23 protein-coding genes, 1 pseudogene and 1 riboswitch are annotated in these 23,890 nt (G+C 45.1%); of the genes and pseudogenes, 13 read left to right on the forward strand and 11 right to left on the reverse strand.

What is annotated here, in order from left to right:
• From msbA to GWI56_RS04260, 3 genes are read left to right on the forward strand one after another with little or no spacing between them, the layout of a single operon-like run.
• Nucleotides 1-1,809: a lipid A export permease/ATP-binding protein MsbA gene (msbA, locus tag GWI56_RS04250; RefSeq protein WP_105252892.1), complete on the forward strand. Its 1,809-nt coding sequence runs from the start codon at nucleotides 1-3 to the stop codon at nucleotides 1,807-1,809.
• Complete coding sequence (gene lpxK / locus GWI56_RS04255) at nucleotides 1,810-2,805, forward strand: tetraacyldisaccharide 4'-kinase (RefSeq protein WP_198572221.1); 996 nt, start codon at nucleotides 1,810-1,812, stop codon at nucleotides 2,803-2,805.
• Between the two features lie 10 nt (nucleotides 2,806-2,815).
• Nucleotides 2,816-2,995: a Trm112 family protein gene (locus GWI56_RS04260; RefSeq protein WP_006081200.1), complete on the forward strand. Its 180-nt coding sequence runs from the start codon at nucleotides 2,816-2,818 to the stop codon at nucleotides 2,993-2,995.
• A 137-nt stretch (nucleotides 2,996-3,132) separates the two neighbouring features.
• On the opposite strand, the gene GWI56_RS04265 is transcribed toward GWI56_RS04260, so the two are convergent.
• Nucleotides 3,133-3,594 (reverse strand): hypothetical protein, encoded by a 462-nt coding sequence (locus GWI56_RS04265; protein ID WP_028760398.1) that lies wholly within the window; start codon nucleotides 3,592-3,594, stop codon nucleotides 3,133-3,135.
• 131 nt (nucleotides 3,595-3,725) lie between these two features.
• Between GWI56_RS04265 and GWI56_RS04270 the strand changes: the two genes are divergently transcribed.
• Nucleotides 3,726-4,415 (forward strand): energy-coupling factor ABC transporter permease, encoded by a 690-nt coding sequence (locus GWI56_RS04270; RefSeq protein WP_198572222.1) that lies wholly within the window; start codon nucleotides 3,726-3,728, stop codon nucleotides 4,413-4,415.
• Between the two features lie 160 nt (nucleotides 4,416-4,575).
• Here GWI56_RS04270 and GWI56_RS04275 read toward each other — a convergent pair whose 3' ends face one another.
• From GWI56_RS04275 to GWI56_RS04285, 3 genes are all read right to left on the reverse strand, one after another.
• Nucleotides 4,576-4,932, reverse strand: coding sequence for a glutathione S-transferase N-terminal domain-containing protein (locus tag GWI56_RS04275; RefSeq protein WP_028760396.1), 357 nt, complete (start codon nucleotides 4,930-4,932; stop codon nucleotides 4,576-4,578).
• A 301-nt stretch (nucleotides 4,933-5,233) separates the two neighbouring features.
• Nucleotides 5,234-8,644 carry a DUF748 domain-containing protein gene (locus tag GWI56_RS04280; protein ID WP_198572223.1) on the reverse strand — a complete coding sequence of 1,137 codons (3,411 nt, stop codon included), beginning with the start codon at nucleotides 8,642-8,644 and terminating at the stop codon, nucleotides 5,234-5,236.
• 255 nt (nucleotides 8,645-8,899) lie between these two features.
• A complete protein-coding gene (locus GWI56_RS04285) occupies nucleotides 8,900-9,280 on the reverse strand; it encodes a VOC family protein (protein ID WP_028760394.1) in 381 nt (126 codons plus the stop codon).
• A gap of 434 nt (nucleotides 9,281-9,714) precedes the next feature.
• On the opposite strand from GWI56_RS04285, the gene GWI56_RS04290 reads away from it, so the two are divergent.
• The 3 genes from GWI56_RS04290 to GWI56_RS04300 all read left to right on the forward strand — a co-directional run bounded on the left by GWI56_RS04290 (nucleotide 9,715) and on the right by GWI56_RS04300 (nucleotide 11,080).
• Nucleotides 9,715-10,419, forward strand: coding sequence for a DUF445 domain-containing protein (locus tag GWI56_RS04290; protein WP_105253144.1), 705 nt, complete (start codon nucleotides 9,715-9,717; stop codon nucleotides 10,417-10,419).
• Between the two features lie 102 nt (nucleotides 10,420-10,521).
• Complete coding sequence (locus GWI56_RS04295; RefSeq protein WP_198572224.1) at nucleotides 10,522-10,872, forward strand: VOC family protein; 351 nt, start codon at nucleotides 10,522-10,524, stop codon at nucleotides 10,870-10,872.
• Entirely contained in the window at nucleotides 10,847-11,080 is a 234-nt protein-coding gene (locus tag GWI56_RS04300) for a DUF1289 domain-containing protein (RefSeq protein ID WP_028760391.1), read from the forward strand. Before GWI56_RS04295 ends, GWI56_RS04300 begins: the two co-directional genes overlap by 26 nt.
• 125 nt (nucleotides 11,081-11,205) lie before the next feature.
• Here GWI56_RS04300 and cdd read toward each other — a convergent pair whose 3' ends face one another.
• Nucleotides 11,206-12,096 carry a cytidine deaminase gene (gene cdd, locus GWI56_RS04305; protein ID WP_198572225.1) on the reverse strand — a complete coding sequence of 297 codons (891 nt, stop codon included), beginning with the start codon at nucleotides 12,094-12,096 and terminating at the stop codon, nucleotides 11,206-11,208.
• A 210-nt stretch (nucleotides 12,097-12,306) separates the two neighbouring features.
• Nucleotides 12,307-13,725 (reverse strand): exodeoxyribonuclease I, encoded by a 1,419-nt coding sequence (gene sbcB, locus GWI56_RS04310; protein ID WP_198572226.1) that lies wholly within the window; start codon nucleotides 13,723-13,725, stop codon nucleotides 12,307-12,309.
• 176 nt (nucleotides 13,726-13,901) lie between these two features.
• On the opposite strand from sbcB, the gene GWI56_RS04315 reads away from it, so the two are divergent.
• The 3 genes from GWI56_RS04315 to GWI56_RS04325 all read left to right on the forward strand — a co-directional run bounded on the left by GWI56_RS04315 (nucleotide 13,902) and on the right by GWI56_RS04325 (nucleotide 17,318).
• Complete coding sequence (locus GWI56_RS04315) at nucleotides 13,902-15,113, forward strand: site-specific integrase (RefSeq protein ID WP_198572227.1); 1,212 nt, start codon at nucleotides 13,902-13,904, stop codon at nucleotides 15,111-15,113.
• Nucleotides 15,114-15,240: 127 nt separating this feature from the next.
• A complete protein-coding gene (locus tag GWI56_RS04320) occupies nucleotides 15,241-15,855 on the forward strand; it encodes a hypothetical protein (RefSeq protein ID WP_198572228.1) in 615 nt (204 codons plus the stop codon).
• A 344-nt stretch (nucleotides 15,856-16,199) separates the two neighbouring features.
• The gene (locus GWI56_RS04325) at nucleotides 16,200-17,318 is read left to right on the forward strand and encodes a hypothetical protein (RefSeq protein ID WP_198572229.1); all 1,119 of its coding nucleotides are present in this window, start codon (nucleotides 16,200-16,202) and stop codon (nucleotides 17,316-17,318) included.
• 70 nt (nucleotides 17,319-17,388) lie between these two features.
• On the opposite strand, the gene GWI56_RS04330 is transcribed toward GWI56_RS04325, so the two are convergent.
• Nucleotides 17,389-17,604: a helix-turn-helix domain-containing protein gene (locus tag GWI56_RS04330; protein ID WP_173245503.1), complete on the reverse strand. Its 216-nt coding sequence runs from the start codon at nucleotides 17,602-17,604 to the stop codon at nucleotides 17,389-17,391.
• Between the two features lie 294 nt (nucleotides 17,605-17,898).
• On the opposite strand from GWI56_RS04330, the pseudogene GWI56_RS04335 reads away from it, so the two are divergent.
• The 3 genes and pseudogenes from GWI56_RS04335 to GWI56_RS04345 all read left to right on the forward strand — a co-directional run.
• A pseudogene (locus tag GWI56_RS04335) lies at nucleotides 17,899-18,105 on the forward strand (integrase); the annotation flags it as partial.
• A gap of 54 nt (nucleotides 18,106-18,159) precedes the next feature.
• Entirely contained in the window at nucleotides 18,160-18,375 is a 216-nt protein-coding gene (locus GWI56_RS04340; RefSeq protein ID WP_168823718.1) for a helix-turn-helix transcriptional regulator, read from the forward strand.
• Nucleotides 18,365-18,724, forward strand: coding sequence for a hypothetical protein (locus GWI56_RS04345; RefSeq protein WP_173245500.1), 360 nt, complete (start codon nucleotides 18,365-18,367; stop codon nucleotides 18,722-18,724). The genes GWI56_RS04340 and GWI56_RS04345 overlap by 11 nt, the downstream gene beginning before the upstream one ends.
• Nucleotides 18,725-18,920: 196 nt before the next feature.
• Here GWI56_RS04345 and GWI56_RS04350 read toward each other — a convergent pair whose 3' ends face one another.
• The 4 genes from GWI56_RS04350 to GWI56_RS04365 form a co-directional block, all read right to left on the reverse strand.
• Complete coding sequence (locus GWI56_RS04350; protein WP_131524348.1) at nucleotides 18,921-20,642, reverse strand: potassium/proton antiporter; 1,722 nt, start codon at nucleotides 20,640-20,642, stop codon at nucleotides 18,921-18,923.
• A gap of 242 nt (nucleotides 20,643-20,884) precedes the next feature.
• Nucleotides 20,885-21,277, reverse strand: a complete 393-nt coding sequence (locus GWI56_RS04355; RefSeq protein WP_173245497.1) for a diguanylate cyclase — start codon at nucleotides 21,275-21,277, stop codon at nucleotides 20,885-20,887.
• 92 nt (nucleotides 21,278-21,369) lie between these two features.
• Nucleotides 21,370-22,452: a sodium:calcium antiporter gene (locus GWI56_RS04360; RefSeq protein WP_198572230.1), complete on the reverse strand. Its 1,083-nt coding sequence runs from the start codon at nucleotides 22,450-22,452 to the stop codon at nucleotides 21,370-21,372.
• Nucleotides 22,453-22,463: 11 nt separating this feature from the next.
• Nucleotides 22,464-22,575, reverse strand: a riboswitch (yybP-ykoY riboswitch).
• A gap of 358 nt (nucleotides 22,576-22,933) precedes the next feature.
• Nucleotides 22,934-23,824 (reverse strand): LysR family transcriptional regulator, encoded by an 891-nt coding sequence (locus tag GWI56_RS04365; RefSeq protein WP_198572231.1) that lies wholly within the window; start codon nucleotides 23,822-23,824, stop codon nucleotides 22,934-22,936.
• Between the last annotated feature and the right edge of the window lie 66 nt (nucleotides 23,825-23,890).

Raw genomic sequence — 23,890 nt, forward strand, 5'->3', positions numbered from 1 at the left:
ATGACAACATCTCCTAAAGACGAAATGTGGACAGTTTTCAAACGATTACTGGGCTATATAAAACAGATGAAAGGCATGTTTATGCTTTCAGTTGCGGGATTAATTATTTATGGTCTCGTCGATGCCGCCTTTATCGCTTTCATCGGCCCCTTTATTGATAAGGGTTTCTCCGGCGGCGCCCCTGCTGCGGTGACCAACGGCATCGCATTGCCAACCAGTGAAGGTTTCCACGCAAACAACGACGTGCTTATGATGGCGCCGCTTGTGGTTATCGTTATGTTTTCCCTACGTGGCTTTGCTAACTTTGTTTCGACTTACGGCATTTCATATATGAGTGCACGTTTGATCATGGACATGCGTCAGCAAGTGTTTGAGCATTATCTGAGCCTGCCTGTCAGTTATATGGATAAGGAAAATACCGGTAACTTGATCTCAAAAGTGACTTTTGATACTGAGCAAATCGCTCGAGCATCGGGAAGTGCTTTGATTTCTATCGTCCGCGATAGTGTGACTGTGTTTGGTATGTTGGTGCTGATGTTCTATAACTCTTGGAAGCTATCCCTCTGTATTCTTGTGATTGGTCCTATCATGGGCATGGTCATTGCGGTGGTTAGTCGTCGTTTCCGTAAGGTTTCTAAGCAAATTCAAACCGCCATGGGCGGCGTGAGTGCCACGACTGAGCAAATGATTAAGGGCCATAAAAACGTATTGGCCTTTGGTGGACAGGAAACAGAAGCAACCCGTTTTGCTAAAGTAAACGATCAAAACCGCCATCAAAATATGAAGTTAGCTGTGGCACAAGCCATTAGTCAGCCTCTGATCATGATTATTGGCTCATTCGCCTTAGCCTTTGTACTTTATGCGGCAAGCTTAGACAGCATGAAAGCCGATCTTACCGCGGGTACCTTCGCGACGATTCTTGGCGCTATGATGGCCATGTTACAGCCAATCAAAAACTTAACCCGAGTGAATGCCGAATTTCAACGGGGTATTGCGGCTTGTACCACAGTGTTTGAATTACTGGATACGCTGCCAGAGTCCGATACGGGAACTTATACTGTCGAGCGTGCTAAGGGTCATCTACGTTTTGATAATGTGTGTTTTACCTATGACAGCCAAGACCGTCGTGCACTTGAGAATGTCGATTTTGAAGTCAAACCCGGGCAAACCTTAGCCTTAGTTGGACGTTCTGGCTCAGGTAAGTCGACTATTGCGAGTTTAGTGACCCGTTTTTATACCGGCCTTGAATCCGGCGATATTCTGCTTGATGACGTCAGTATCTACGATTACTCGCTAAAATCGCTGCGTAATCAAGTGGCACTAGTATCGCAACAGGTGACCTTGTTCAATGACACGATAGCCAATAACATCGCTTACGCCTACCCAGGTGAAGCCACTCGTGAGCAGATCATCGAAGCTGCGACCTTGGCCTATGCGATGGAGTTTATTGATCAGCTGCCCCAGGGCCTTGATACCCAAGTGGGTGAGAATGGTGTGTTATTGTCCGGTGGTCAAAGGCAGCGGATTGCGATTGCGCGCGCTATGCTACGTGATGCGCCCGTGTTGATCCTCGATGAAGCGACCTCAGCACTGGATACTGAGTCAGAAAAAGCCATTCAAAAAGGGTTAGATAACCTCAGACAAAACCGCACATCTGTAGTGATCGCCCACAGGTTGTCGACCATCGAGAGTGCGGATCAGATTTTAGTAGTCGATCAGGGGCGTATCGTCGAGCGCGGGACGCACCAATCACTATTGGAATTAGATGGCATGTACGCCAAATTATACCAAATGCAATTTGGTAGTTAGATGCAGGCCTTAGTAAATAAAATTTGGTATCAGGGCCATCCACTGCGATGGCTCTTGTTACCTTTATCTGGCTTATTCGCGGTTATCACTTATGTGCGCCGCGCTTTGTTTCACCACGGAATGAAATCACAAACTGCAATGCCTGTACCTGTCATCGTCGTCGGTAATATTACCGTCGGTGGCAGCGGTAAGACACCAACTGTGATTTATCTGATTGAATTACTGCGCCAACATGGATTTCACCCCGGTGTGATCAGTCGTGGTTACGGTGTTGATATTCAAGGCGTTAAATCGGTTTGCTTAGGTGCAAGTGCGGCAGAGGTGGGTGATGAACCTGCCATGATAGTGGCGCGTACTCAAGTGCCTATGGTGGTTGGTGCTAAACGGGTCGATGCGGCTAATGCGCTTATTGCTGAGTTTGGTGTTGATGTCATCATCTGTGACGATGGCCTACAGCATTATGCTCTGGCACGCGATATTGAGCTGGTGGTGATTGATGGTCAGCGCGGTTTAGGCAATGGCTTGCTATTGCCAGCAGGTCCATTGCGTGAAGGCGCGTGGCGTCTCGATACCGTGGATTTTATTGTCAGTAATGGTGGCTCAGCGGCAAAAGGGCAGTTCGAAATGCAACTGACACCTACGGCAGTGAAGCCTGTTAAATGTGATGCGACGTCTGGTGAATATACTTTCGATAAGTCTCAGCCGCTCGTTGCGATGGCTGGCATAGGTAATCCAGCGCGTTTCTTTGAATCGTTGCGCGCACAAGGCTATCAACTGGCCTTCTGCCATGGTTTTGATGACCATCAGGCCTACGATAAAACCCAGTTAGGTGATTTAGCCCAAGGCTTGCCACTGTTGATGACAGAAAAAGATGCGGTTAAATGTCGCGATTTTGCACAAGAAAACTGGTGGTATTTGGCGGTCGATGCCAAGCTATCCCCACAATTTGATGAACAGCTGCTCGCACGTCTTCGTGAAGTGGCTGCAGCTAAATAAGGAAACTTCCATGGCATTCGATAAAAAATTGTTAGATATAGTGGCTTGCCCTGTGTGTAAGGGAAAACTTGAGTATGATAAAACGACGCAGCAGTTGATTTGTAAGGCAGATAAACTTGCTTATCCGATCACTGAAGGTATCCCTGTGTTATTGGAAAATCGTGCTGTGCCACTGACCGAATCAGTCTAGTGTGATGTGAATGCGCGTATTGTCTCATACGCGCATGCTTGCTTTTTATTCTGCTTATTATCGTTTTAGCTATTTTTAGCCGATTTAAGTTTTTTGTATTGGTAACTGTGCACGTTTCTTCATTACTTTGAGTTTAGTTAATAGCTCATAAATTTTTGTTTATCAGCATTGGTTGCACCCTCTTGGCACTCACCGCGGATTTCTCCTCGACCGGGCTCGATAATTCGGCTTAATTCAATATAACCTTCGCGGCAATAACCCGTCATTTCAAGGGTTTTGATTAAACCTAAATCAACCTGTCTCCCCCAAATTTCTAATGAGTCCTGTAGATCTTGCATCGCACGACGTTGCTCACGGGGATCTTGCATATTACGTATGCGTGCCTCGTGTGGAAAAGGGCGCTCTGTATCATTCATTGTCGACTTTTCATCGACCAGCCGCGCTTTGTAGCTGAAGAGTTTAAGGCCATCGCTTTTAATATCCGTCGTTAACTTATCCCGTAATTTTCCGGCGAGTTCACTCGGGTCAATTGGCGCACTGCTGCAGGCGATGAGCGAGAAACAACTTAAGATGGCAAGGCTGAGATATCGAAACGGCATAATCAAATTTAACTCTTAGTTATTAACTGGCAGAAGAATACCTTAATATGGCCCTAAAGTTCATGGATTTATGGCATTCTCATAGGATGAGTACGCGCCGATAGGTGTAATGGATTAAGGATGGGCGAGTAATGTTGGCGTTTTGGTCGAATAAATGGGCGCAAATCGAATGGGATATTAGCCTGACTCAAGGTATATGTCTTATGTTCTTGGCGTTATGGATCTACGCCATATGGCCAAAAGAAGAGTTAGTGCAGCTCCGGCGGGATAAACATCTCCAATTACGTTTGTTGCTGACGTTGGTGGGGATCAATGCACTGTGGTCGTTAAATGCCAGTATTCAAACTGGGTTGCATCTGCATTTTCTGGGAATTGTCACTTGTATGCTGATGTTCGGCTGGCGTCTTGCGACTCTAGTGTTGCTGTTGCCTAGCGCTTTTTTTAGTCTTTTTGTATTAAAGCAGCCCGCTGATTTTGGTGCTTTTAGTTTGTTCGCTATGGCTGTGCCGCTGTTTCTGTGTTTTATCCTATACAGTCGCAGTTACCATTTATTTCCTAAACATATTTTTGTATTCATCTTCGTCGGTGGTTTTATCAATGCGGGCCTCTCAACTGTGTTTCATCAATTGAGTTGGGCGACGTGGTTGTGGTCTGCAGCGGATTACGATTGGAATATGTTAGTGGACGACTACCTGATGCTCATCCCTTTGCTGGCATTCCCAGAGGCATTGCTTAATGGCATGGCGGTGACGCTATTGGTGGTGTATCAGCCCCAGTGGTTATTTGATTATTCTGACCGTGAATATTTGTGGCGTAAGTAAATGCGATAAAAGAATGTGATAAAACAACGCAATAAAAGAACTGCGCCCGAAACCTCGTCATTCCAACGTAAAGCCCTTTGTAAGGGCCCATAGAACAGACTATTGAAAAGGTTATTGGACGCACTTATTTGTATATTTGCGCTGACCGTTGCGCCGTGATTTAGGCGAAGCGTTGGTCTAAGTAGTTAATGATTTCTTTTGATTCATATAACCACTGTACTTGACCGTTTTCTTCAATCCGCAGACAAGGCACTTGCTGTTTGCCGCCTTGAGCGATGAGTTCATCTTTATGCGGCGCTTTTTTAGCGTCGTGGGTCACTATGTTGAGTCCTTGGCGACGCATTGCACGGCGGACTTTTACACAAAATGGGCATGCAGGATATTGATACAGGGCTAATGCTTGAGTTTGAGCATCAATTTTTTGTTGCTCAGCCAGTGGACGTTGGCGCTTCTTAGGGCTAAATACGAAGTTTAAAAACAGAATAATCCTGCCTAAAATCCAGCGAATGATAAACATGTTATTGACCTTAATGATAATTTTTGTGGAAGAACATTTGTGCGTCATGGCGCCACAGAAAGCGTGCGGCGAGTCTGGGTCCAATCGTTTAAAAACTGTGATCTCAGTTGTATAAAGGCCGCAGAGTGTAACCTATGGCATTAAGCACGGCCAACATTTTAGAGTGAATTAACAGATAGATGATTTGATTGTAGAAGAATGGTTTTTGATTGGTTATGACGCTTAGCCATAAGGTAAAAGCCCGCTAAAGTCGAACTTTAGCGGGCTTAGTTTTATATAAAAAGCAAGTTAATTGGCTAAGTTATTGAGCATCAATGGTGAGGCTCACTTGGGCTGCATTCTGGGTTAAACTCACTCGGCTTTCGAGCAAGAAGATCCGCTCTGGAGCAATTTCTTTCACGTCCACAAGGTAAGCTTTAACGGCTTTTGCTCTTTCTTGGGCCAAATTACCCAACATGCCATCGTTAACATTCTGGGCTTTTACCGACAGATTATATAAAGCGATATGCCAGCGGGTGGTGATTTCGTCATCTGAAAGCTGCGCGTCTTTGGCCTCTGCGATAACAGTGTCTTTGATTTGGGCAGGATCGGCTTTAACTTCTTGTTCATAAAGCTTTACTAGCGCATCGGCGAGCGGCCCTTGGGTCGGGAATTGACTCGGACTTAAATCATCAGGTAACGCACTAAATTCAATATTGGCTAATTTAGCCAATTTACGCTTCATGATGCGTTCAGCAATGGCTTGGCTGTCATTGATGGCATCGACTTCCCCTTCAACGCTAAGCTTGAGCATAGGTCTGTCGAGTAAGGCGCTAGCGAGTTTGTCTAAACTTTTTTGCTCATCTTCACTTAGGCTGAATTTGCCTGCGGCAAAGCTGATCTTATCTAAGGTTTCGTCAGAACCTATGAGTCCTGCTAAGAAAGTGAAGGGCGCTGTGACGGCTTTAGTGATCACATTGGTAATCGCCGTCATTATGATGCTGCCGACACTAAAGCTCGGTGAGTCTAAATCGCCAGAGACTTCCATACCTAAATCAATCACGCCGTTACGGTCCTGCAGCAGGGCAATCGCGAGCGTGATGGGTAAGCTAGTGGCAAGGTCACTGTCACTGGGTTTACCAAGTTTCAGTTGGTCTATGACCAGATGGTTACTGCCCTTGAGCTTGTTCTTATCGAGTTGATAGTTCAGCGATAGTGATAGCTGCCCTTTATCTATGTAGTAACCCGCATAGGTGCCTGAGTAAGGATTGACTGAGGTTAACTCAACGCTCTTAAAGACTAAGTCGAGATCTAAATATGGCATATCTAGCAAAGGGTTAATATCGCCTTTTAGAGTTACAGGCGCATACTTGTCTATCTTACCTTTGATATCGACCGAGGCCTTAGTCCCTGGCGTTGACGACAAGTGAGTGATATTACCTTCAAATAACTCAATCCCTGAGGCAAAGTTTGGTGTCAGTGAGTTATCGGCAAAGTAAGCTGAGCCTTGGCTAAAGCTAATTTTTTGAATATCGAGGCTTAACTCAGGCGTTGTCTTGCTTGCCGTTTGCAGCTTGGTTTGCTTAGCACTGGCTGTGGTTGTGTTTTTAGTTGTCTTGCTATTTGCAGCCGGAGCCTCAACGATAAGATCGCTGATATTAGTGGTTCTATCTTTGGCTATCACCACTTTGGCGTAGGGTTGATTAAAGGCTAAGTGATCAATTTTGATTTGATTTTTCTGTTGGTCAAAATCCAGTTGATTGATATTCATCTTTTGCCATTTGACCAGTGGAGCATTACGCAATTTGTCATGAATAGTTAAATCATCGAGCTCAACACTACCACCGTAAATGGCTTTGCCTTTAGCATCGGCGGTCAGCTTGCCTGCTGAGCTTAATAGACCGCTCTTGAGCTGGATATTCACGTAGGGCGCTAAATAGGGCTGAAATTGAGTTAATGCCAGCTTATCGAGTTGGATATTGGCATCTATGGTTTCGCCCGTCACATCGACTTGGCCTTGAGAGCTCAAAGTACCTTGACCATTGAGGCTGAGTTGTAGCTCATATTCAATCGGAGCGGTTAAGGTACTCGTTATGACCTTAGTTGAAAAATTAAGCGGATACACTCGCCATTGCTGCGGCGTTGCCGTTAGCTTTTGTTCCGATAGATTAAGGTCATAGTTTTCAATATTGAGCGCATCGAGTTGCACTAACCAAGTGTCAGTTGACGTCGTTACTGGTGTTTGCTTGATTGGCTGTAGAGGATCTGCCTCAGAAGCGACTTCTGCAGCGGTTTCTTTAGTGGCATCAGTGGTGACATTTGCGGTCGCTTCTGTCTTTTGTTCTGTTTTATCACTCTCGTTAGTTGCGTCTAATTCGCTTTCCGTTGCTTTGTTTGCGCTATCGCTTGGACCAGTGGCAGTCTCTGCTATTTGACGTTTTTCTTCCACTTGCGCAACTTGTACGCGCTCAAGCGATTGAGCATCTGCTGGCTTAGTTTCTATCGAATTAGCATCGATGGAATTAGCAACTGGCGGCGCTGCACTTGTTGACGCACTGGCGGATTTAGGCATGAACAAACTAGCGAGATCGATCCCGTCTTGATTCAAAATGGCGTTTACAGTGAGGCCATCACTGTGAAGCTTATTGATGTGCACTTGCTGCTGCTTTAGATCCATCGAAATACCGTCGAGGGCAAACATGGGGAGCTTGACCACTGAGCGATCTTTGCCGTTAAGGTTAAGTTTTTCAACAATAAACTGGCCATTGTTGCTGATGACTTGTAACTCGCCATTCTCGGCAAGATCCACTTGATACTGAGTTTTAATACTGAGCTCGCCATCCGTGAGGACGGGATTAAATTGATCGTCGATAAATCGCCATAGTGGTGTCAGTTTCAGTTTGGCGACTTGGATGTCACCCGCAACTTTTAGCGGGAACAATTGGAATTGCCCCTGCAAACTGATTTCACCAGCATGATCATCACTGAGTTGTATCGCATAGTGATTGTGCTTGATAGGCACAATGGGTGAGTCAGACGTTGATTGGGCGTTTGGTGTCGTATTATCAACTTTGTTTACTTTTATGGCTGGTGTTATCGATGCCGATGATGCCGCCATCAAATATTCAGTATCAAGGGAACTGAGTTTTAGATTGATATTGGGGTAGTTCACTTGAGCATGGGTAATTTTGTCATCGAAGTTAAATTGTCCCGCATCCAACACAAATTGGCTGAGCAGGACACGAATGGGTGAGCTGGCTTCTGTGGGAACTGTTTCTGTGCTCGTGGATGAATGCCCGTTCAGGGTCTGCAGAATATCGTCGAAGTTGAATCCAGCTTTCCCTTTTTTCTCCACGCGAATGATATGTGCGTAGGGCGCTTGTATGTGTATGTTTTCGATAACGGCGGCGCGATTAAAAACAGATCGCCAAAAATGTATTTCGAATTGGACTTGTGCAATGCCAGCAAAAGGTTTGTCGTCTTTTTCTTTAATGGCCAGTTGGTCGATTTCGACTTTGAAATTAAAAGGGTTAATGCGTATATCACCGAGGGTGACGGGACGACCGAGCAGAGTTGAGAGTTTTTCTGGTGCCAGCGTGGTTATCGCATAGGGGAGGATTAAACCTAATGTGCAGACATAGCTAAGGTAGACTGCTGTGAGGTAAATAATCACTCGCAGGTATCTTGGGAGGGCAAAAAAAGAGTGTCTGAATTGCGATAACTGGGTCAGCATTAATATCAAGGCTCCAATGCATAAGACAGGGAAAAACTTCCATAAGTACGGACATTCTAGCGAATAATGCTAATGTTTCCAGAAATTATTTATATTTTTACCAATGAAATCTTGGTATTACACAGACAATAACGTCTTCTGATCTAAGACGTTCCTGAGTGGTAACCTATCATCTACATTGATAACTACATGTGTTTCAGCCTATGGCTAATGATTTGAGTCGTCAATACTCACCATGTTGGACGCTATTTTTGATCAGCGATTTAAATAACTAATCGCTGCAATAATGGCGCCTTGTGGATCTTTTATCCAACAAAAACGGCCTACTTCGGGTATATCTTCAGGACCAAACAGAATATCCCCGCCAAGTTTTTTTGCGCTGATAGCGACTTGATCGACATCGTTAACGGTAATGTAGCCAGTCCAATGTGAGGGAAGCATTGGGAGCAAACTATCGGTGATCCCCCCAATGCTGACGCCCTGATTTTCAATAATATGATAATTACCGTGGGGCATTTTGACGGTTTTAAAGTGCCAACCAAAAATCTCAGCATAGAAGTGCATAGCTTCTTCGGTATTATTGGTTGTCAATTCATGCCAACTTAACGCCCCTGCAGTGTTAAAAGCCGATTCCATAAGCGCATCCTTTATTCTATTTGGGGTAAATTTTGTGTATTGAGCCGAGGTTAACTGTCAGTGTTCAGTGCCAGCTGTATTCTGAGCCATATTTTTTGTGCGTTATCTTGATTGAGTGTAGTTGAGGCAAGTTGATAATTCACAGACGGTAAATTAAAATTTTTGCTTTTTTAGGTCGGCAAACATTAAATTAACTTAATGTTCTACAAGGAGATTCACTTTATTCAGTGCTGGCTAATCAGCTTCTTGTGGCTCAGTGGCGCTGCGGCTTAGTTGATGGGCTTCATCTTGCCCCTCGCGCCAAGACTTAGCACTGAAAACAGATTTTAAAACGGGTTTGTTTACTGTGGTTTGAGTGTTAGACCTGACTCCCGTTAACTTGTTAATATAGGCGAGTTTTGCATCTTATCGATGCCACCTTAGGGGATACGAGATTGAATAAGAGTTTAGTGACGAATTTATTGGCGGCTGCTTTGGTCGTTGTGGGTTACCTGATGAATTCGGCAATTGTCCTGAATGTCGGATTATTTGCTTTATCGGGTGCGATTACCAACTGGGTTGCAGTTTATATGTTGTTTGAGAAAGTCCCCGGACTCTATGGTTCGGGAGTTGTGCCTTCTCGTTTTGAAGAGTTTAAGGCCGGTATTGCTCATTTGATGATGAAACAGTTTTTTACCACTGAAAATATCGACCGATTCCTGTCTGAAAAAGAAGGGCTGAGTAAAATAGACTTGGCGCCAGTGATTGAAAAGGTTGATTTAGCGCCTTCTTTTGATGCGTTAATTAGCACAGTCGCCCAATCTTCCTTTGGCGGCATGTTGTCTATGTTTGGTGGCACAGATGCCTTATTGCCGTTAAAAGAGCCGTTTATTGTAAAGATGAAAGCTTCTTTAGTTGAAATGGCACAAAGCGATGCATTTCACGAGTTGCTGAAACAAGAAATTGAACAGCCGAATGTGATGGCCGATCTGCAAACTAAAATTGCTAACATAGTGGAACAAAGATTAAACGAGTTAACACCACAAATGGTGAAACAAATCGTTCAGGACATGATCCAAACGCACTTAGGTTGGTTAGTGATTTGGGGGGGCGTGTTTGGCGGTCTGATTGGACTTGCCGCAGCCTTAATCCAAGGTTAACCTGAGTTAAAGCCGCGAATAGAATGGGAGCTTTGGCTCCCATTTTTACTTACGCATTTTATGTTCATCATTTTGTGTCCTGATTAAATAGCAAGGAAGTCTATGAACCGTCACCACAGTATCAATTATTTGGAAATCCCAAGTCGCGACATTGCGAGCTCTAAGGCCTTTTTTAGCCAGGTTTTTGGATGGTCCTATGTCGATTATGGCCCTGAATACAGTTGCTTTATGGATGTCGGCATTACTGGGGGATTCTATCAAGCCGATGTGAATTTCACCCTCGTAAAAGGTTGCCCGCTGATTGTGATCTACAGCCAGAACTTAGAATTGACTCTGACGGCTGTCGTAACTGCTGGTGGCATTATCACAGCTGACATCTTTAGTTTTCCGGGAGGCCGTCGATTCCATTTTGTTGAACCTTGTGGCAATGAATATGCCGTCTGGTCAGAATGATCCTAATGTCACTCCTTGTATTCGAAATTGTTGTTTAGATCAGCAAGATATTTGCTTAGGTTGTTTCAGGCATCTTGATGAAATTTTAGCGTGGCGCGTTATGTCGGAAGTGGAGCGGCAAGCTTGTTTTATTAGGATGGAGGAGCGTAAGGGGGAGTATCTGGCTAAGTTCAATGACGTGGTTAGTAGAAGACAGGATGGAGTATGATTAGCCGTCAGAATTGCTTACGATAATTGATTTTTAAGCTTTAAGTGGATAATCGAACGGCGAAATACGCATTAACGTATTTCGGCGTTGGCATTTTGAAGCACCTTGGCATCTTGAAGCAGACTTTACACTGGATCTACCACTATGTGCTCAAGTTCGATGGCGGCAACGGTATGGAGCGCATCCATAGTCGCGCCAACTAAGCTGATTTTTCCTTGAGATGACTCAATTAAAACCGCACGGCTGATATCGCTAAATTCACGATTGTGGCGCGCCAGATTTGATAATGCCATCTGCATAGGCAGCATAGAAGGATTGAATGCCGCATTTTCTGCGTAGCGACCACAATAGGTTGCGCCATCATGGGTTTCTAATACCACAGCGGCAAAACTTTGGGTGTAAGGTGCATAGCTTAAACCTGCATGATCTAAGCCTTCTATGATCATAGGATCGGCACTATCTAGTGCAAATTCAGTTTGTTGCTTGGCCATTAAGGGCGAAGTGACATTTAAGTCTTTTGGCCCAAAAGCATAGGGTAAATAATAGGCCAGAGGATGGCTTTCCTGTGCGGGTAGATGAATGCAGATCTTGCTGCCTTCAACCAGTTCATTCATAAACTGACGACAATGACCGCAAGGACTGGCATTAACTATGATATCAACAATTTGGCTTTCACCACTGAGCCATGCGTGGCTGATAGCGCTTTGTTCTGCATGGACAGAATGAAATAACGCTTCACCGAGTAATTCTAAGTTGGCACCCATGTAGATATCGCCACTTTTACCTTTGGCTATCGCGCCGACATAAAACTCACTGATAGGCGGTTTGGCCAATGCCGCTGCTATCGGCAGTAATGCTAATAACACTTCTGCTTCGGTCATTTTGCTTGCACTTGTTAGCGTAGCAAGTTGCTGCGCATCAATGTGTCCAGCAAAATTCTGGTGCAACATTGGGATAAGTGCATCGGCTAACGGCGTTGGCAGTTGGGTTATGCTACGAATGAATCTATCTTGCATTTCCCTATTCCTTATTTGTTAAGTTCATGGAAGAACATTCTAGTAATTTTGTTACAGCATAAATGCGAGTTAGCTCGCGTTTATACGCTGTCAATGTCAGTGCTATCGAGAGTGATAAACTTATATTACTCACGTATAGAGTGAGTCTATTGGTGCACACAAATAAGCTTAAGACTATAAAAAAAAGACTTAAGCTTGAATTTACACAACTTAAAGTTCACGCAAATAATGACAAAGGGCAGCAAGTAGCTTTTGCTTAGTCTCATCCGCTTGTGTTTCTTGTAGCAAATTTTCTAATTTAAGTACGTAGTCTTGATCGGCTAAGCGACTTTGACAGAATTCACGCCAGCGCTGCGACTCTGTATCATCGAGTAGTTCAGGGTAATTACGGGCGCGGTAACGAAACAGCATCTCAGGAATACGTGGATCATCAAACTGCAAATCTAACGCCGCTAGATTTTGCGGTAGGGTATGACGGATGATTTCCATTTTTGCTTTATCAGCTTGGCTAAAGAACCCACCAGAATACAGCATCAAATCGGGATCTGTGGTCACTCTGCTGTCATCGTGCTCAAATAATAGCGCCAGTTTTTCGCGTAATTCTGGGTGACGTTTTAGGCGTTTATACTGCTCTCTGGCAAATTCTTTATCTATGCCTAAACGAACGGCATGCTCATCACTGAGGATTTTTGCCGAGGTGATAAAAGGGCACTTATTAAGATGAATTTGTTTTACTGCGATAGGTAATTCATCTTCGGCAAGATCGGCTCTTGACGTATACATGCGCGTTTTAATTTGCTCGACATCTAGCTCGAATAGCGGCGTTAAATCCATGGCTAAATTAACGCAAATAACGGCATTTTTGTTAGTAGGATGGTGCGCTACGGGTGAAATCAACGTTGCACAACCATTGCGCGCACTAATTTTAGAGCTCACGTGAACCAAAGGCTGCATATTGAGCACATCGATTTGATCGCTAACCGCTTGCTTACGGCGCAGGTCAAAATAGTACTGATATAACTTAGGCTGTTTCTCGCGAATGAGTTTTGCCATGGCGATGGTTGCATACACATCAGACATAGCATCATGGGCTTTCTCATGGCTTAAACCATTCGCTTGGGTCAGATGTTCTAGCTTAAAACTCGGAGAGCCATCTTCCTTTGTCGGCCAGTTAATACCTTCAGGCCTAAATGCGTAACAAGCGCGCACTAAATCAATGATATCCCAACGAGAGTTGCCATTTTGCCATTCACGGGCATAGGGATCGATAAAGTTCCGATAAAAGCCATAACGGGTCACTTCATCGTCAAAACGCAGTGAGTTATAACCTGCAACACAAGTGTTTGGTTGGCTAAATAGCGCTTGAATTCGTCCCATAAACTCAGTTTCAGGGATGCCTTTTAAATTAGCTAACTGTGGAGTGATCCCTGTGATTAATATTGCTTCCGGAGACGGCAAATAATCAGTGGCTTGCTTACAATAGAATGTCTCAGGCTCGCCGATGATATTGAGATCTAAATCCGTGCGAATGCCAGCAAATTGCGAGGGTCTGTCTTTCGCTGGGTTCGCTCCAAATGTTTCGTAGTCGTGCCAAAAAATCGACCCTACTTTATCGTCTTTCATCTTCATTTATTTTCGTTCTCTAAAGCATGTAACTTAATGTTATAATTGGTTAAATTGCTTTAATTGGATTCGTTGTCATTCACATCAATTTAGTATGCTGCTCTACGATGTGAGTACATATCTGTGTACATATTTCTTTCTGTGTCATAATAGCAAAATCACATGTACACAGGGTAATCAAAATGTCTTTATCTGACACGCAGTTACGTGCAATAAACGGCAAACCATATTTAGGGAAACCAGAGCTTGCAGACCGCGACGGCTTAAGCGTTCGTATTACCCCTGCAGGGACTATAACATGGCAGTATCGATTTAGGATTGATAATCAACCTGGGCGCTTAACCCTTGGTCGCTATCCTGATTTGAAACTAGCTGACGCACGAAAACTGATCCCTGAGTTACGGAACTCAGTGGCAAATAATATAGATCCACGTGTGTTTTGGAAACAGCGCAACACATTTGCGGGCCAGACAACACTGAGGGATTGCTGTGAACAGTTTTTATCGGCGCGAAGTGCAGCACTTAAGCCGGGCACTGTTGCTACGTACCAATCTTGCTTTAGAGCACATCTCTATGATGCCTTTGCTGATCGCAAAGTCGAAAGTATCACACTCGGCGAGTGGATAGATTTTTTCGATAAAAAGGCAATTCATAGTCGAGTCACCGCAGGTGCGATACTCAAACAGTTAAAGACGGTACTTAGCTGGTCCGTTCGCCGGCAAATGATATCGCTTGTTGATGTTCTTCAATTACGAGTCAGTGATGTGGGCTCTGCGCCCAAAGTCGGTTCGCGAGTACTCACCATTCTAGAGTGTGGCAAAATCATACGTGAGCTTGATAAATGCCGCGCGACCAAAGCCGTAACCAATGCCATCAAGGCATGTTTACTAACAGGGGCGCGGATATCAGAAATATTAAAATCCAAACGGGCTGATTTTGATCTTGAGTCGATGATCTGGACCGTCCCGATAAACAATAGCAAAACTAATTTGCCAATCCGGAGGCCAATCAGTCCCGCCTTACTCGACATATTGCAAGAACAGTGGAACCTCTATCACTCGCCTTGGAGTTTTCCCGCAGCAAACGATCTTAAGCGCCCGGGCAACATCGCTTCAGTAAATAAGCTGGTCCGCGAGATCAAACCAAGACTCGAAATCCCTGACTGGCGTATTTACGATTTTAGACGCACATTATCGACCAGAATGTCAGAAGCAGGGGTGTTACCCCATGTCACAGAGAAGATGCTAGGCCATCTACTAGGCGGTGTGATGGCGGTGTACAACAAACACGATTGGTTAGATGATCAAGCCGCGGCCTATGAACAGTGGACAAATAAGCTGAAATTGGCCGCTCTGGGTGATAGCAAAATAGTCGTGTTAGAAAGAAGAGCATAGGCAGACTTGCCGCTGACCATTGAAAATACTGAGCATATTCAGTAAGTCAGTTGCGTTGCCAAGCCGCAGTAACGCTCCTTTATAATGAGGTGCATTAGAACTCAGATTGGTGTTAAACAAGGACGTCATGGAACTAAAATTTTTAATCACGCGGGAACAGTTAATCACAATCGCGGAAAGAATAAACTCAGCACGCATTGCAAAGAATGCTCGTTTAGCTAAGTGGTTGTATGCCCTTATCGTTCGTGCATTACTCCTATGGATCCCGTTATTATCGCCGTTAATACTGTTTTATTTTTTCGTAGAAATTCACACCCCAGAGACATATATCGCAATCGCAATATGTGCAATTGCTTACCTTATTGTGTGGCAATTAGTATTAAAAAACATCGCCGAAAATCAAACTAACAAATTTGCAGTCAAGATAACCACTCTGGATCGAACGATTGAAAACACAACCTTACAGAGCCTTGCGAGCCTAGAAGGGGGCCACACAGTGACAGCCACAGCCTCGAAGCTAACGTTTGCGCTCCCTAGCGGTAAATCCATCACGATACCGTGGAAAAAGGTTTGTGCTTTCAAGCAAGACGATGATTTTTATTATCTAACCGTCTGTAAGCTGATGATGTTTAAAGCCACTTATTTAGTCGCCAAAAACGGTGACACAACAGAAACCGCAGGCTATCAAGCAGGTTTAGAGTACATAACGTCTCGGCTGCCGCCCGATAAAATGGGGCGGTAAAATATCAAAATATCGCCTGAGTGATCCAAACCATTCACATTGACACAAACACGATTGATCTTGCTCGTCCAGCCAAGTCAGCCATTGTTAAAAGTCACATTTGAACTAACCTTAAAAATGATGAACTGATCGCTACAGCCTTCTATTAGCGGGTTGCTAGATGCAGTTTTTCAGCTCATTAAAACGCTATGTCATCAATGACGATGTATAGCTTTGTTAGTAAACTAAAAAGGACTTTTATTATGAGCACGCTTAACACTTCTGCCTCAAATAGTGACCCAATATTCCCCTCAACATTTCCTGTCATGATCAGATCCAATCAATTTCCACAATGCTTATTGAGAATGTCTGGACAGGATTCACCACAGTTCAATGGTAATGGTTTTGGTACCGTTAATTGTCAGGCAGACCAAAATGATCCTGATAAAAACCCATGGGAGATTTTTAACGCTATTCGTAACGGCGATGGCACAGTCTCCTTTGAGTCTATGGCATTTCCGAGCAACTATTTACGGATGGCGGGTGAAGCTTCACCCGTTTTTAATGGGAATGGATTTGGAACCGTCAACTGCCAAGCATCGATTGGTCCTTGGGAAAAGTTCAATGTCGCAGTTCTAAGCGACAGCGCCAGTGGGGTCTTAACCTCCATAGCGTCAAATGCATTTCCAAGTAACTATCTTCGTATGGCCGGAGAGCAATCGCCCTCGTTTACTGCTGCAGGGTTTGGCACCGTAAATTGCCAAGCCTCTGTCGGACCTTATGAGCAATTTCATCTTGGTGCAGTCCTTAAAGAGTCAGTTGAGACTCTTGGACTGTGGTTTCCAGACTCACAGCCTACACCTGCACAGATAGAGAAGCTTGTGGCAGCCATTATCACAGGCCAACAGCCCAGTAATGTCGAAATGCAAGCGGCCACTGAAATGCAAAGTTTTTTAACGTTAACGGAGAACGAAAGTGTAGCAATAGAAGCAATTGATCTAGAGGCAATTTCCCCTTGCACTAAATCAATCGCAACATTCTGTATTGATGTGTTATTGCTTGCTCTGCAACTTGCAAGCATACGCATTATGCGAACTGACAGCATGGTAAAAGCGGCAGTACAGGCGTTGGGGGCTGAAGCTGTTGGCTTGGAGAGACTGATCACGGGTATAAGCAGTGCTTCTACCACGCTGAAAAAGGCGACATTGATATTTCAGTTTATCTCGCAACTATTCAATATAGGGTTTATTAAAGGCGTCATTAAAACAATCGTCAATGGCCTAAGCTGGTTTGGAGCCATAGTCGCGGTGGTATCATTCATCGCGACAGTCGTCGCATGGATATCAACCGATGGTGTCTTGTTAATTGCCCAAATAGTACTGGTCGGCACAGGACTCGCCGCTATCATCGCTGATGCTGTAGCAGTAGGCACTAACTGCGGTAGTAAAGGCTGTAATGTCGAAGGCGATGAGTTTATGGCCTAATAGTCAATCGATAAAGGTCTAAAAATAAAGCCCCAAAAATGGGGCTTTATCTTAAGGCTTAAAAATTAATTCAAGCAGCTACTTGCTGTTTTTCATCCCACTTATCGAGCGACGCTTTTAAGTAATGGCGGCCATTATGGATAGGAGCAGGGAAACCGTCGTTTCTTCGCCACTTCCAAAGCGTTGCTGATGAGCTAATCCGGTAGCGTGTCATGACTTCCTTAGTGGTAAGAAAGAGCGGCACTTGCATTTGCTGATCCACGGTCGGTTGGGTCGAAATCATCATTTACCTTCCTTTGCCAATTCCTCGGCGAGTCGTTTTAAAAATTGTTGGCAGCTGCCGACTTGTTTGCGGGCAGGGTATAACACTGGCGTAAAGCGTCTTTGATGACTGCAGATTGCTTCATGCCGATTTCTCCTTGGTGCTGTTAAACGCCGTGAAGGTGAGAGCAGGGCGCAGTGATAACAGTCGCTGTTTAAAGGCTTCGGCCTTAGCATTGTGCTGCGCAATGTCAGCTTGCTTTTGTGAATAGCCCGCCGCGTTGCAATAAAACGCCTCGCCGATGCAGATCACCGCTTCAATGTCCGTCGTATGAGCGTTTTATTCCCTTACGATGTAGGGCCGGTGAGCATTCGCACTGCGCAATATTGGAGTGAAACGATTCGGTTTAAGGCATTTACCTCCCACACACACTTAATTACACTGGGGTTTGATGATGTGGCGCCCGAGATTATGCGCCAATCGACCACTGAGACGGACGAGCCAATGTTAGTGGGATGGTTATGACAATGACAATAACAAATAGCACAACTGGGTTATGGACTTCACGCAGGAGGATTTATGGCTAGTCGCGCCGCGGATTTACTGAAAGTAGGGCGCCGTTTACGGGGCATGACCCAAGACGAAGTGGCTGAGATTTACGGCATCAGTCGCAGCACTTATCAACGTTGGGAAAATGGCCGCACTAATGCGCCCTATGACGATGTGACATCGATATGCATTGATGTGTTTAAGCTTTCGGTTAAGAAGATAAATGAGGTGGCTAATGGCCTTTAGCGATGAACCCGAGCAGAGGATGAACATTAAGGCGTTACGGTTAGGGTTATATCGCTGGGGCTGTTATTGGGTGTACCAAGAATTGGGCAAGGGTTTTTCAAACCGCTACGCCTGCGACCGTTTAGGCGAAGCCTTGGGCGGTGGCAACTTAAAGCATGAACTCAACGTGCCTGCCCATGTCGCACACTATGACCACCTCGTTGAGCAGTTATCCATTAACTGCAAACGTGCCATCCGCGCCCATTACTTGTGTAAAGAGCAGTGGGCCTTAATGGGATTTGACAGTAAAAAGTCCTACATCTTCTGGCTAAGAAAAGCCGAAATGGCACTGCTAGATAGGATTAATTAGAAGTAGCGCCCTCTTAAGAGGGCTGGCGGGTTAGCCGGTTGTCCACCAAGACTGCTCACCCGTTGACAGGATTTTATCAAAGGTTCGGACAGATACCTATGCGAAATCATTAGCCATCAAATGATGCGCTGAGCTTAGGTGTGATCTCTATATTGACCACAATGAAACTATGCTTTTACAAATTATTGTTTTGGTATCAGTTTTCATTGGCTGAGTTCGGTACGATACCCACTGTCGCAATCCTCGAACCCACCATCTCACGAACATGCAATATTACTTCACCAAAATCTTTACTTGCACCCAAGGTCGGCTCGTCAGTCAAGCTCTGACGTAGCACTTCATCTAATGACAAATTATCATTAGCAGAGAGTTCAATACCGTAGGAGTGCTTTAAATCTGCTACTTTGGTGTAGCCTTTCAACTTCAATTCACCCGTAGGTAATTCATAATGATTGGCTTCTGCAACACCAGAGCAAACCAGATCAACAAACTCACGCACATCGGGTTTCATCACAATAAATAAATGATCGCCAGCATACAGGAAGGTTGATCCCCTAGGTGGAATTACATTGTTTCCTCTGGTTATCATCGCTACTACTGTACCGTCAGGTAAAGCCATTTGGGATAAACGGCGACCAGAAGCGCGTGAGGTATCGCCCAATTGATACTCGACAATGTCAGCATCCACATCGCCTAAAGCAGTAATTTCCAGTGTCGCTGCAGGTGTCGCAGGAGGCGGTTCCGTGAGTCCTAAAGCGCGTGCAACCCAGGGTAATGTTGACCCCTGTATTGTCGCTGAAATTAACACGACGAAAAACACCACGCTAAAAATAAGACTGGCACCAGGCAGACCATAAATCAGCGGATATATAGCCAGAATAATAGGCACCGAACCACGTAACCCAACCCAGGATACTAGGGTAATTTCACGCGCATTAAAGCCAAAAATCTTCAGTACAGGGATTACCGACAAGGGGCGTGCGATTAAGGTCAGGACGATTGCAATCATCAGTCCTTCCTGCCAGACATCCAGCAAAGACGAAGGATTAATCAGCAAGCCTAAAAACACAAACATAACAATCTGGCCTAACCATGCCAAACCATCGTGAAATAAAAAGGTACTGCGCTGAAAAACAAAACGACTATTCCCTATCACCACACCAGCGATAAAAATAGCTAAAAAGCCGCTGCCGCCAAGATTAGCTGCTACGCCAAAGGACAGTAAACCAAATGCCGCGACCATCACAGGATATAATCCAGAGGTCGTCAGATGGATACGATTAATAATACGTACTGATAACCAGCCTGCCGCTAAACCCACTGCGGAGCCGATACCCATTTGCTGGATAAACAGCATCAATAATCCAGTCCCTGGTTCAAGCCCTTTGACCATGACCTCCAATAAGCCAACTGTTAAAAAAATTGCCATAGGATCGTTAGTCGCACTTTCAATTTCTAATGTGGCTTTAAGGCGTGGGTTGATATGAATACCTGCATTACGCAGTAATGAGAAAACGGCGGCGGCATCGGTTGAACCAACAATGGCACCAATCAGTAAACCGTAAAGTAAGGAAACATCTAGAATATAAGCAGCTGCAGCACCAGTGATCATGGCAGTCACCAATACGCCTAAAGTCGCCAACACAGAAGCAGGCTTCCACACTTGCTTAATCGACGCGATGGGTGTTTGCAAACCACCATCAAACAAAATAATGGCTAAAGCTAAAGACCCAAGCGCGTGAGCAATTTGTGCATTATCAAAAACAATACCTCCAGGGCCATCCTCACCAGCTAACATGCCCACCATGAGAAAGAGCACCAGTACGGGTAAACCCAATCTCGCAGACAATTTACTGGATAAAATACCAAGAATAATCAAAATCGCGGCGAGGAGAATAATTTGATCGATCACAAACATAAATAGTTTCTCTTTAATTAATGTAGGGAAATTAAACCATTACAGAGCTTTCAATGACTGCGCCAGCTCTAAAAAGATACTTCACTAAGCCTAATTGTCAGTTAGAAATCGTCAAATGCGTGATGCATTTTGGTCTTGTAGTCAATGATTCCATTTATCCAAATGCTACGCGACCCACTTCACATTTCAATTTTGATAATTTCAAAAAATCAAAATTTACGATTGGCACTCAATAATGGTGTTTACCGTAGCAAGCTGGCCCTGCTGACTTGATTACGTCCATGCTTTTTAGCTAAGTATGATTGCTTATCTGCGGATTCAATAAGCGTTTGCCATTTCAAATGCCGATGAGGTTGAATACTCGCAACGCCAGTTAATGGTGACCGCTTGGAAACTAGAGTAAATGTAAAGCGAGCACTGCGTTGACGATGAGGTATGTTCATCGCGCCTAAATGCTGAGTATCCGGTAATAGACAAATAAATTTCTCACCACCATAGTGCGCAACCAAATCGTTCGGGCGGTGTATCGCTGTGCGTAGTGCTTTTGTGACGAGACATATACATTGATCATCACTACTGATGGTCACAAGGATCGCTGAAAAGTTTAATTCATTTAAATCAATTTTTTGCAACATTTACAAAATTTAACATTACACTCTTGGCGCGTTGGGCAAATTTAGCCAAATAGGAACGCCGTACCACACGGCGTTCTCTGACACTTTGCTCCTTAGAGAGGGAAGTAGAACGCAATCAGCAAGGCAAATACGCCGTACAATGAGCTTACTGCGACCAATGCACGCGCATCGACAACGCCTCGTCGAAATAGCTGCCACAGAAAAATAATAGCCAAAGCAGTAATGACTCCTGCCGCCATCAGTGGGCCATCAAAAAGCCATGGCGTAAAGAAGATACCCAACGCACTGGGAATCGTTGCCTGAATCATCATGGCACCAGAAATATTGGCCAATGCCAAGCGTTCCTTTCCTTGCCGTATCCATATAAGTGTGTTCATCATCTCGGGCAGCTCCGTCGCCACCGGACTCAGCAGCAATGCTACCAAGTGTGGTGACCATTGTAGCGCTGTACCAATGGCCTCAAGTTGACCTACGAATATATGGGATGCAATGCCTATGACTATCAGGGACAACACGGCTTGCAGCGCCGCCCATTTTAACGATGGCTCCGTCACGGAAGGCTGAATTTTGAGAGGTTCAATCTCTTCTTCAGGCGCTGTGTCGCTCTCCTGAATTTCGCGCCAGACATAGATTGCGTAGGCTACGAGAAACAAGACACCCAGCCACGGCTTGATGGCAAAGGCGATTAGGCCAAGTGCCACTTTCACTACAAACACTGCGAGAAAGGCGAGCTGGTCGTGACTCATACGGGCGTGATCGGCACGTACATGATACGTTTCCCGTTGAAGGCGGCGATGGTGGTAAATCAGTGCCAAGCCGACCACTGCATAGGCTAAGGTTGCGAGCACGAGCGGACCGCCCATGGCTGCGCCGACGCCAATGTCCTTTTGCTCTGGTGTTTTGCCGAAGACAACGGCAATGAAGGTCACCGCCGTTTCAGGTAGTGCTGTACCGAAGGCTGCAAGTACTGAACCTACTGCAGTAGCTCCAAGATTCAAACGGCGGCCGAACCATTCGATGCCGTTGACGAAGTATTCGCAGGCCAAATAAATGGTACCTGCTGAGAGGAAAAACAGAGTAAGAGTAAGGATCATGTGAGCAATCCGGCCGGGCGAGCAATAATCCAATGGCACGATAACACTGCTCGCCCGGCTGGGAAAGCGTATTGCGGCCAAAGGTCTCGCCTGGCTCTCCGCATTCGCAGAGGCTGACCACGCCATGAGGTGTTAGACCTCAATTTTGTTGACGTGGACTCCTTAGTGGGAGGCTAAGGATGACTACTCCCCAATGACAATGGGGCATTTTACCGTTCTTGCAGGTAAATGTCGCCATTAGGTTTTAGTGTACTTTTATTTTCTGTTTTCTGAAGTGACCCATTTCTAGAATTCACAAACTTGGTTTTAGGCTAAAAAACCGTTTTTACATCCGCGATGTTTTCGCAACTTTGCGTATCAGCGACATCGCATATCAAGTTCTTGGGGTCGTTTCTAGAACAATAATCGGTGCTAGACAGCTCGTATAATTTCTATCATCTGTTTGGATGATGTTGAGCACAATCACATTTTGTATTGAATATCAGCATAATGCTATGTAGTGGCTTTTATCTGACAAGTCCAAATCAGTCGTCCATAAAATTACCAAAACTGTAATGCACTATCACGACATGCGCAGTGCTTCGGCGACTAGTGTAAAAGCGGGGGAGGGTTGGCGGCGACTGGGGTAATACAGATAATAGCCGGCAAAAGACTGGCTCCAGTCTTCTAGTACTTTGACTAAACGCCCTTCTTTGATATGGGGTTCAAACTCTGCTTCAGGCAGGTAAGCTATACCATTGCTTTGCAAGGCTGCATCGACTATGTGGTGCGATGCGTTAAAGATAAGTTGGCCGTCCACATGCACATTCAATTGCTTGCCGTTTTTTTCAAATTCCCATACATACAAACCACCGTGGGTCGGGAAGCGAATGTTAATGCAATTATGCTCGATAAGATCCTGCGGGTGTTTGGGGATGGGGTGCTGTGCAAAATAAGCGGGAGTCGCCACGGCCGCCATTGTTTGATGGGGGCCGATAGGGATCGCGATCATGTCTTTATCTATGGTATCGCCTAAGCGGATGCCGGCATCGAAACGATCTGCCACTATGTCCCTAAAGCCATAATTCACATCGAATTCTATTTTAATATCGGGATAATTGTGGAGTAACGGCGACAGTTTTGGGATGAGTAAGGTTCGCAGCACGAAATCACCGCAGGTAATCCTGACTGTTCCGGCAGGTTTATCACGCATGGCCGTTAGTGCATCCAGCTCGGATTCAATTTCATCAAATCGATTACCTATTGCATGTAACAGGCGTTCGCCAGCCACTGTCGTCGATACGCTGCGGGTGGTGCGCGTTAACAGCCTGATTTCAAGTCGGGTCTCTAAACCACTGATCGCTTGGCTCAGTGCTGATTGGGTGACACCGAGCAAGGCGGCGGCTCGGGTAAAACTGCCTTCGCGAGCGACGGTGACGAAGCATAAAAGGTCGTTCAGATTCCGTTTCATCATACTGTTTTCTATACCACTTTGATTAGCTGAGCTAATAAGCTCTATAAGCATTCATTAGCTAGTAAG

Origin of the sequence: Shewanella sp. DW31 (genome assembly GCF_015767295.1) — a bacterium.
Lineage (GTDB): Bacteria > Pseudomonadota > Gammaproteobacteria > Enterobacterales > Shewanellaceae > Shewanella > Shewanella oncorhynchi.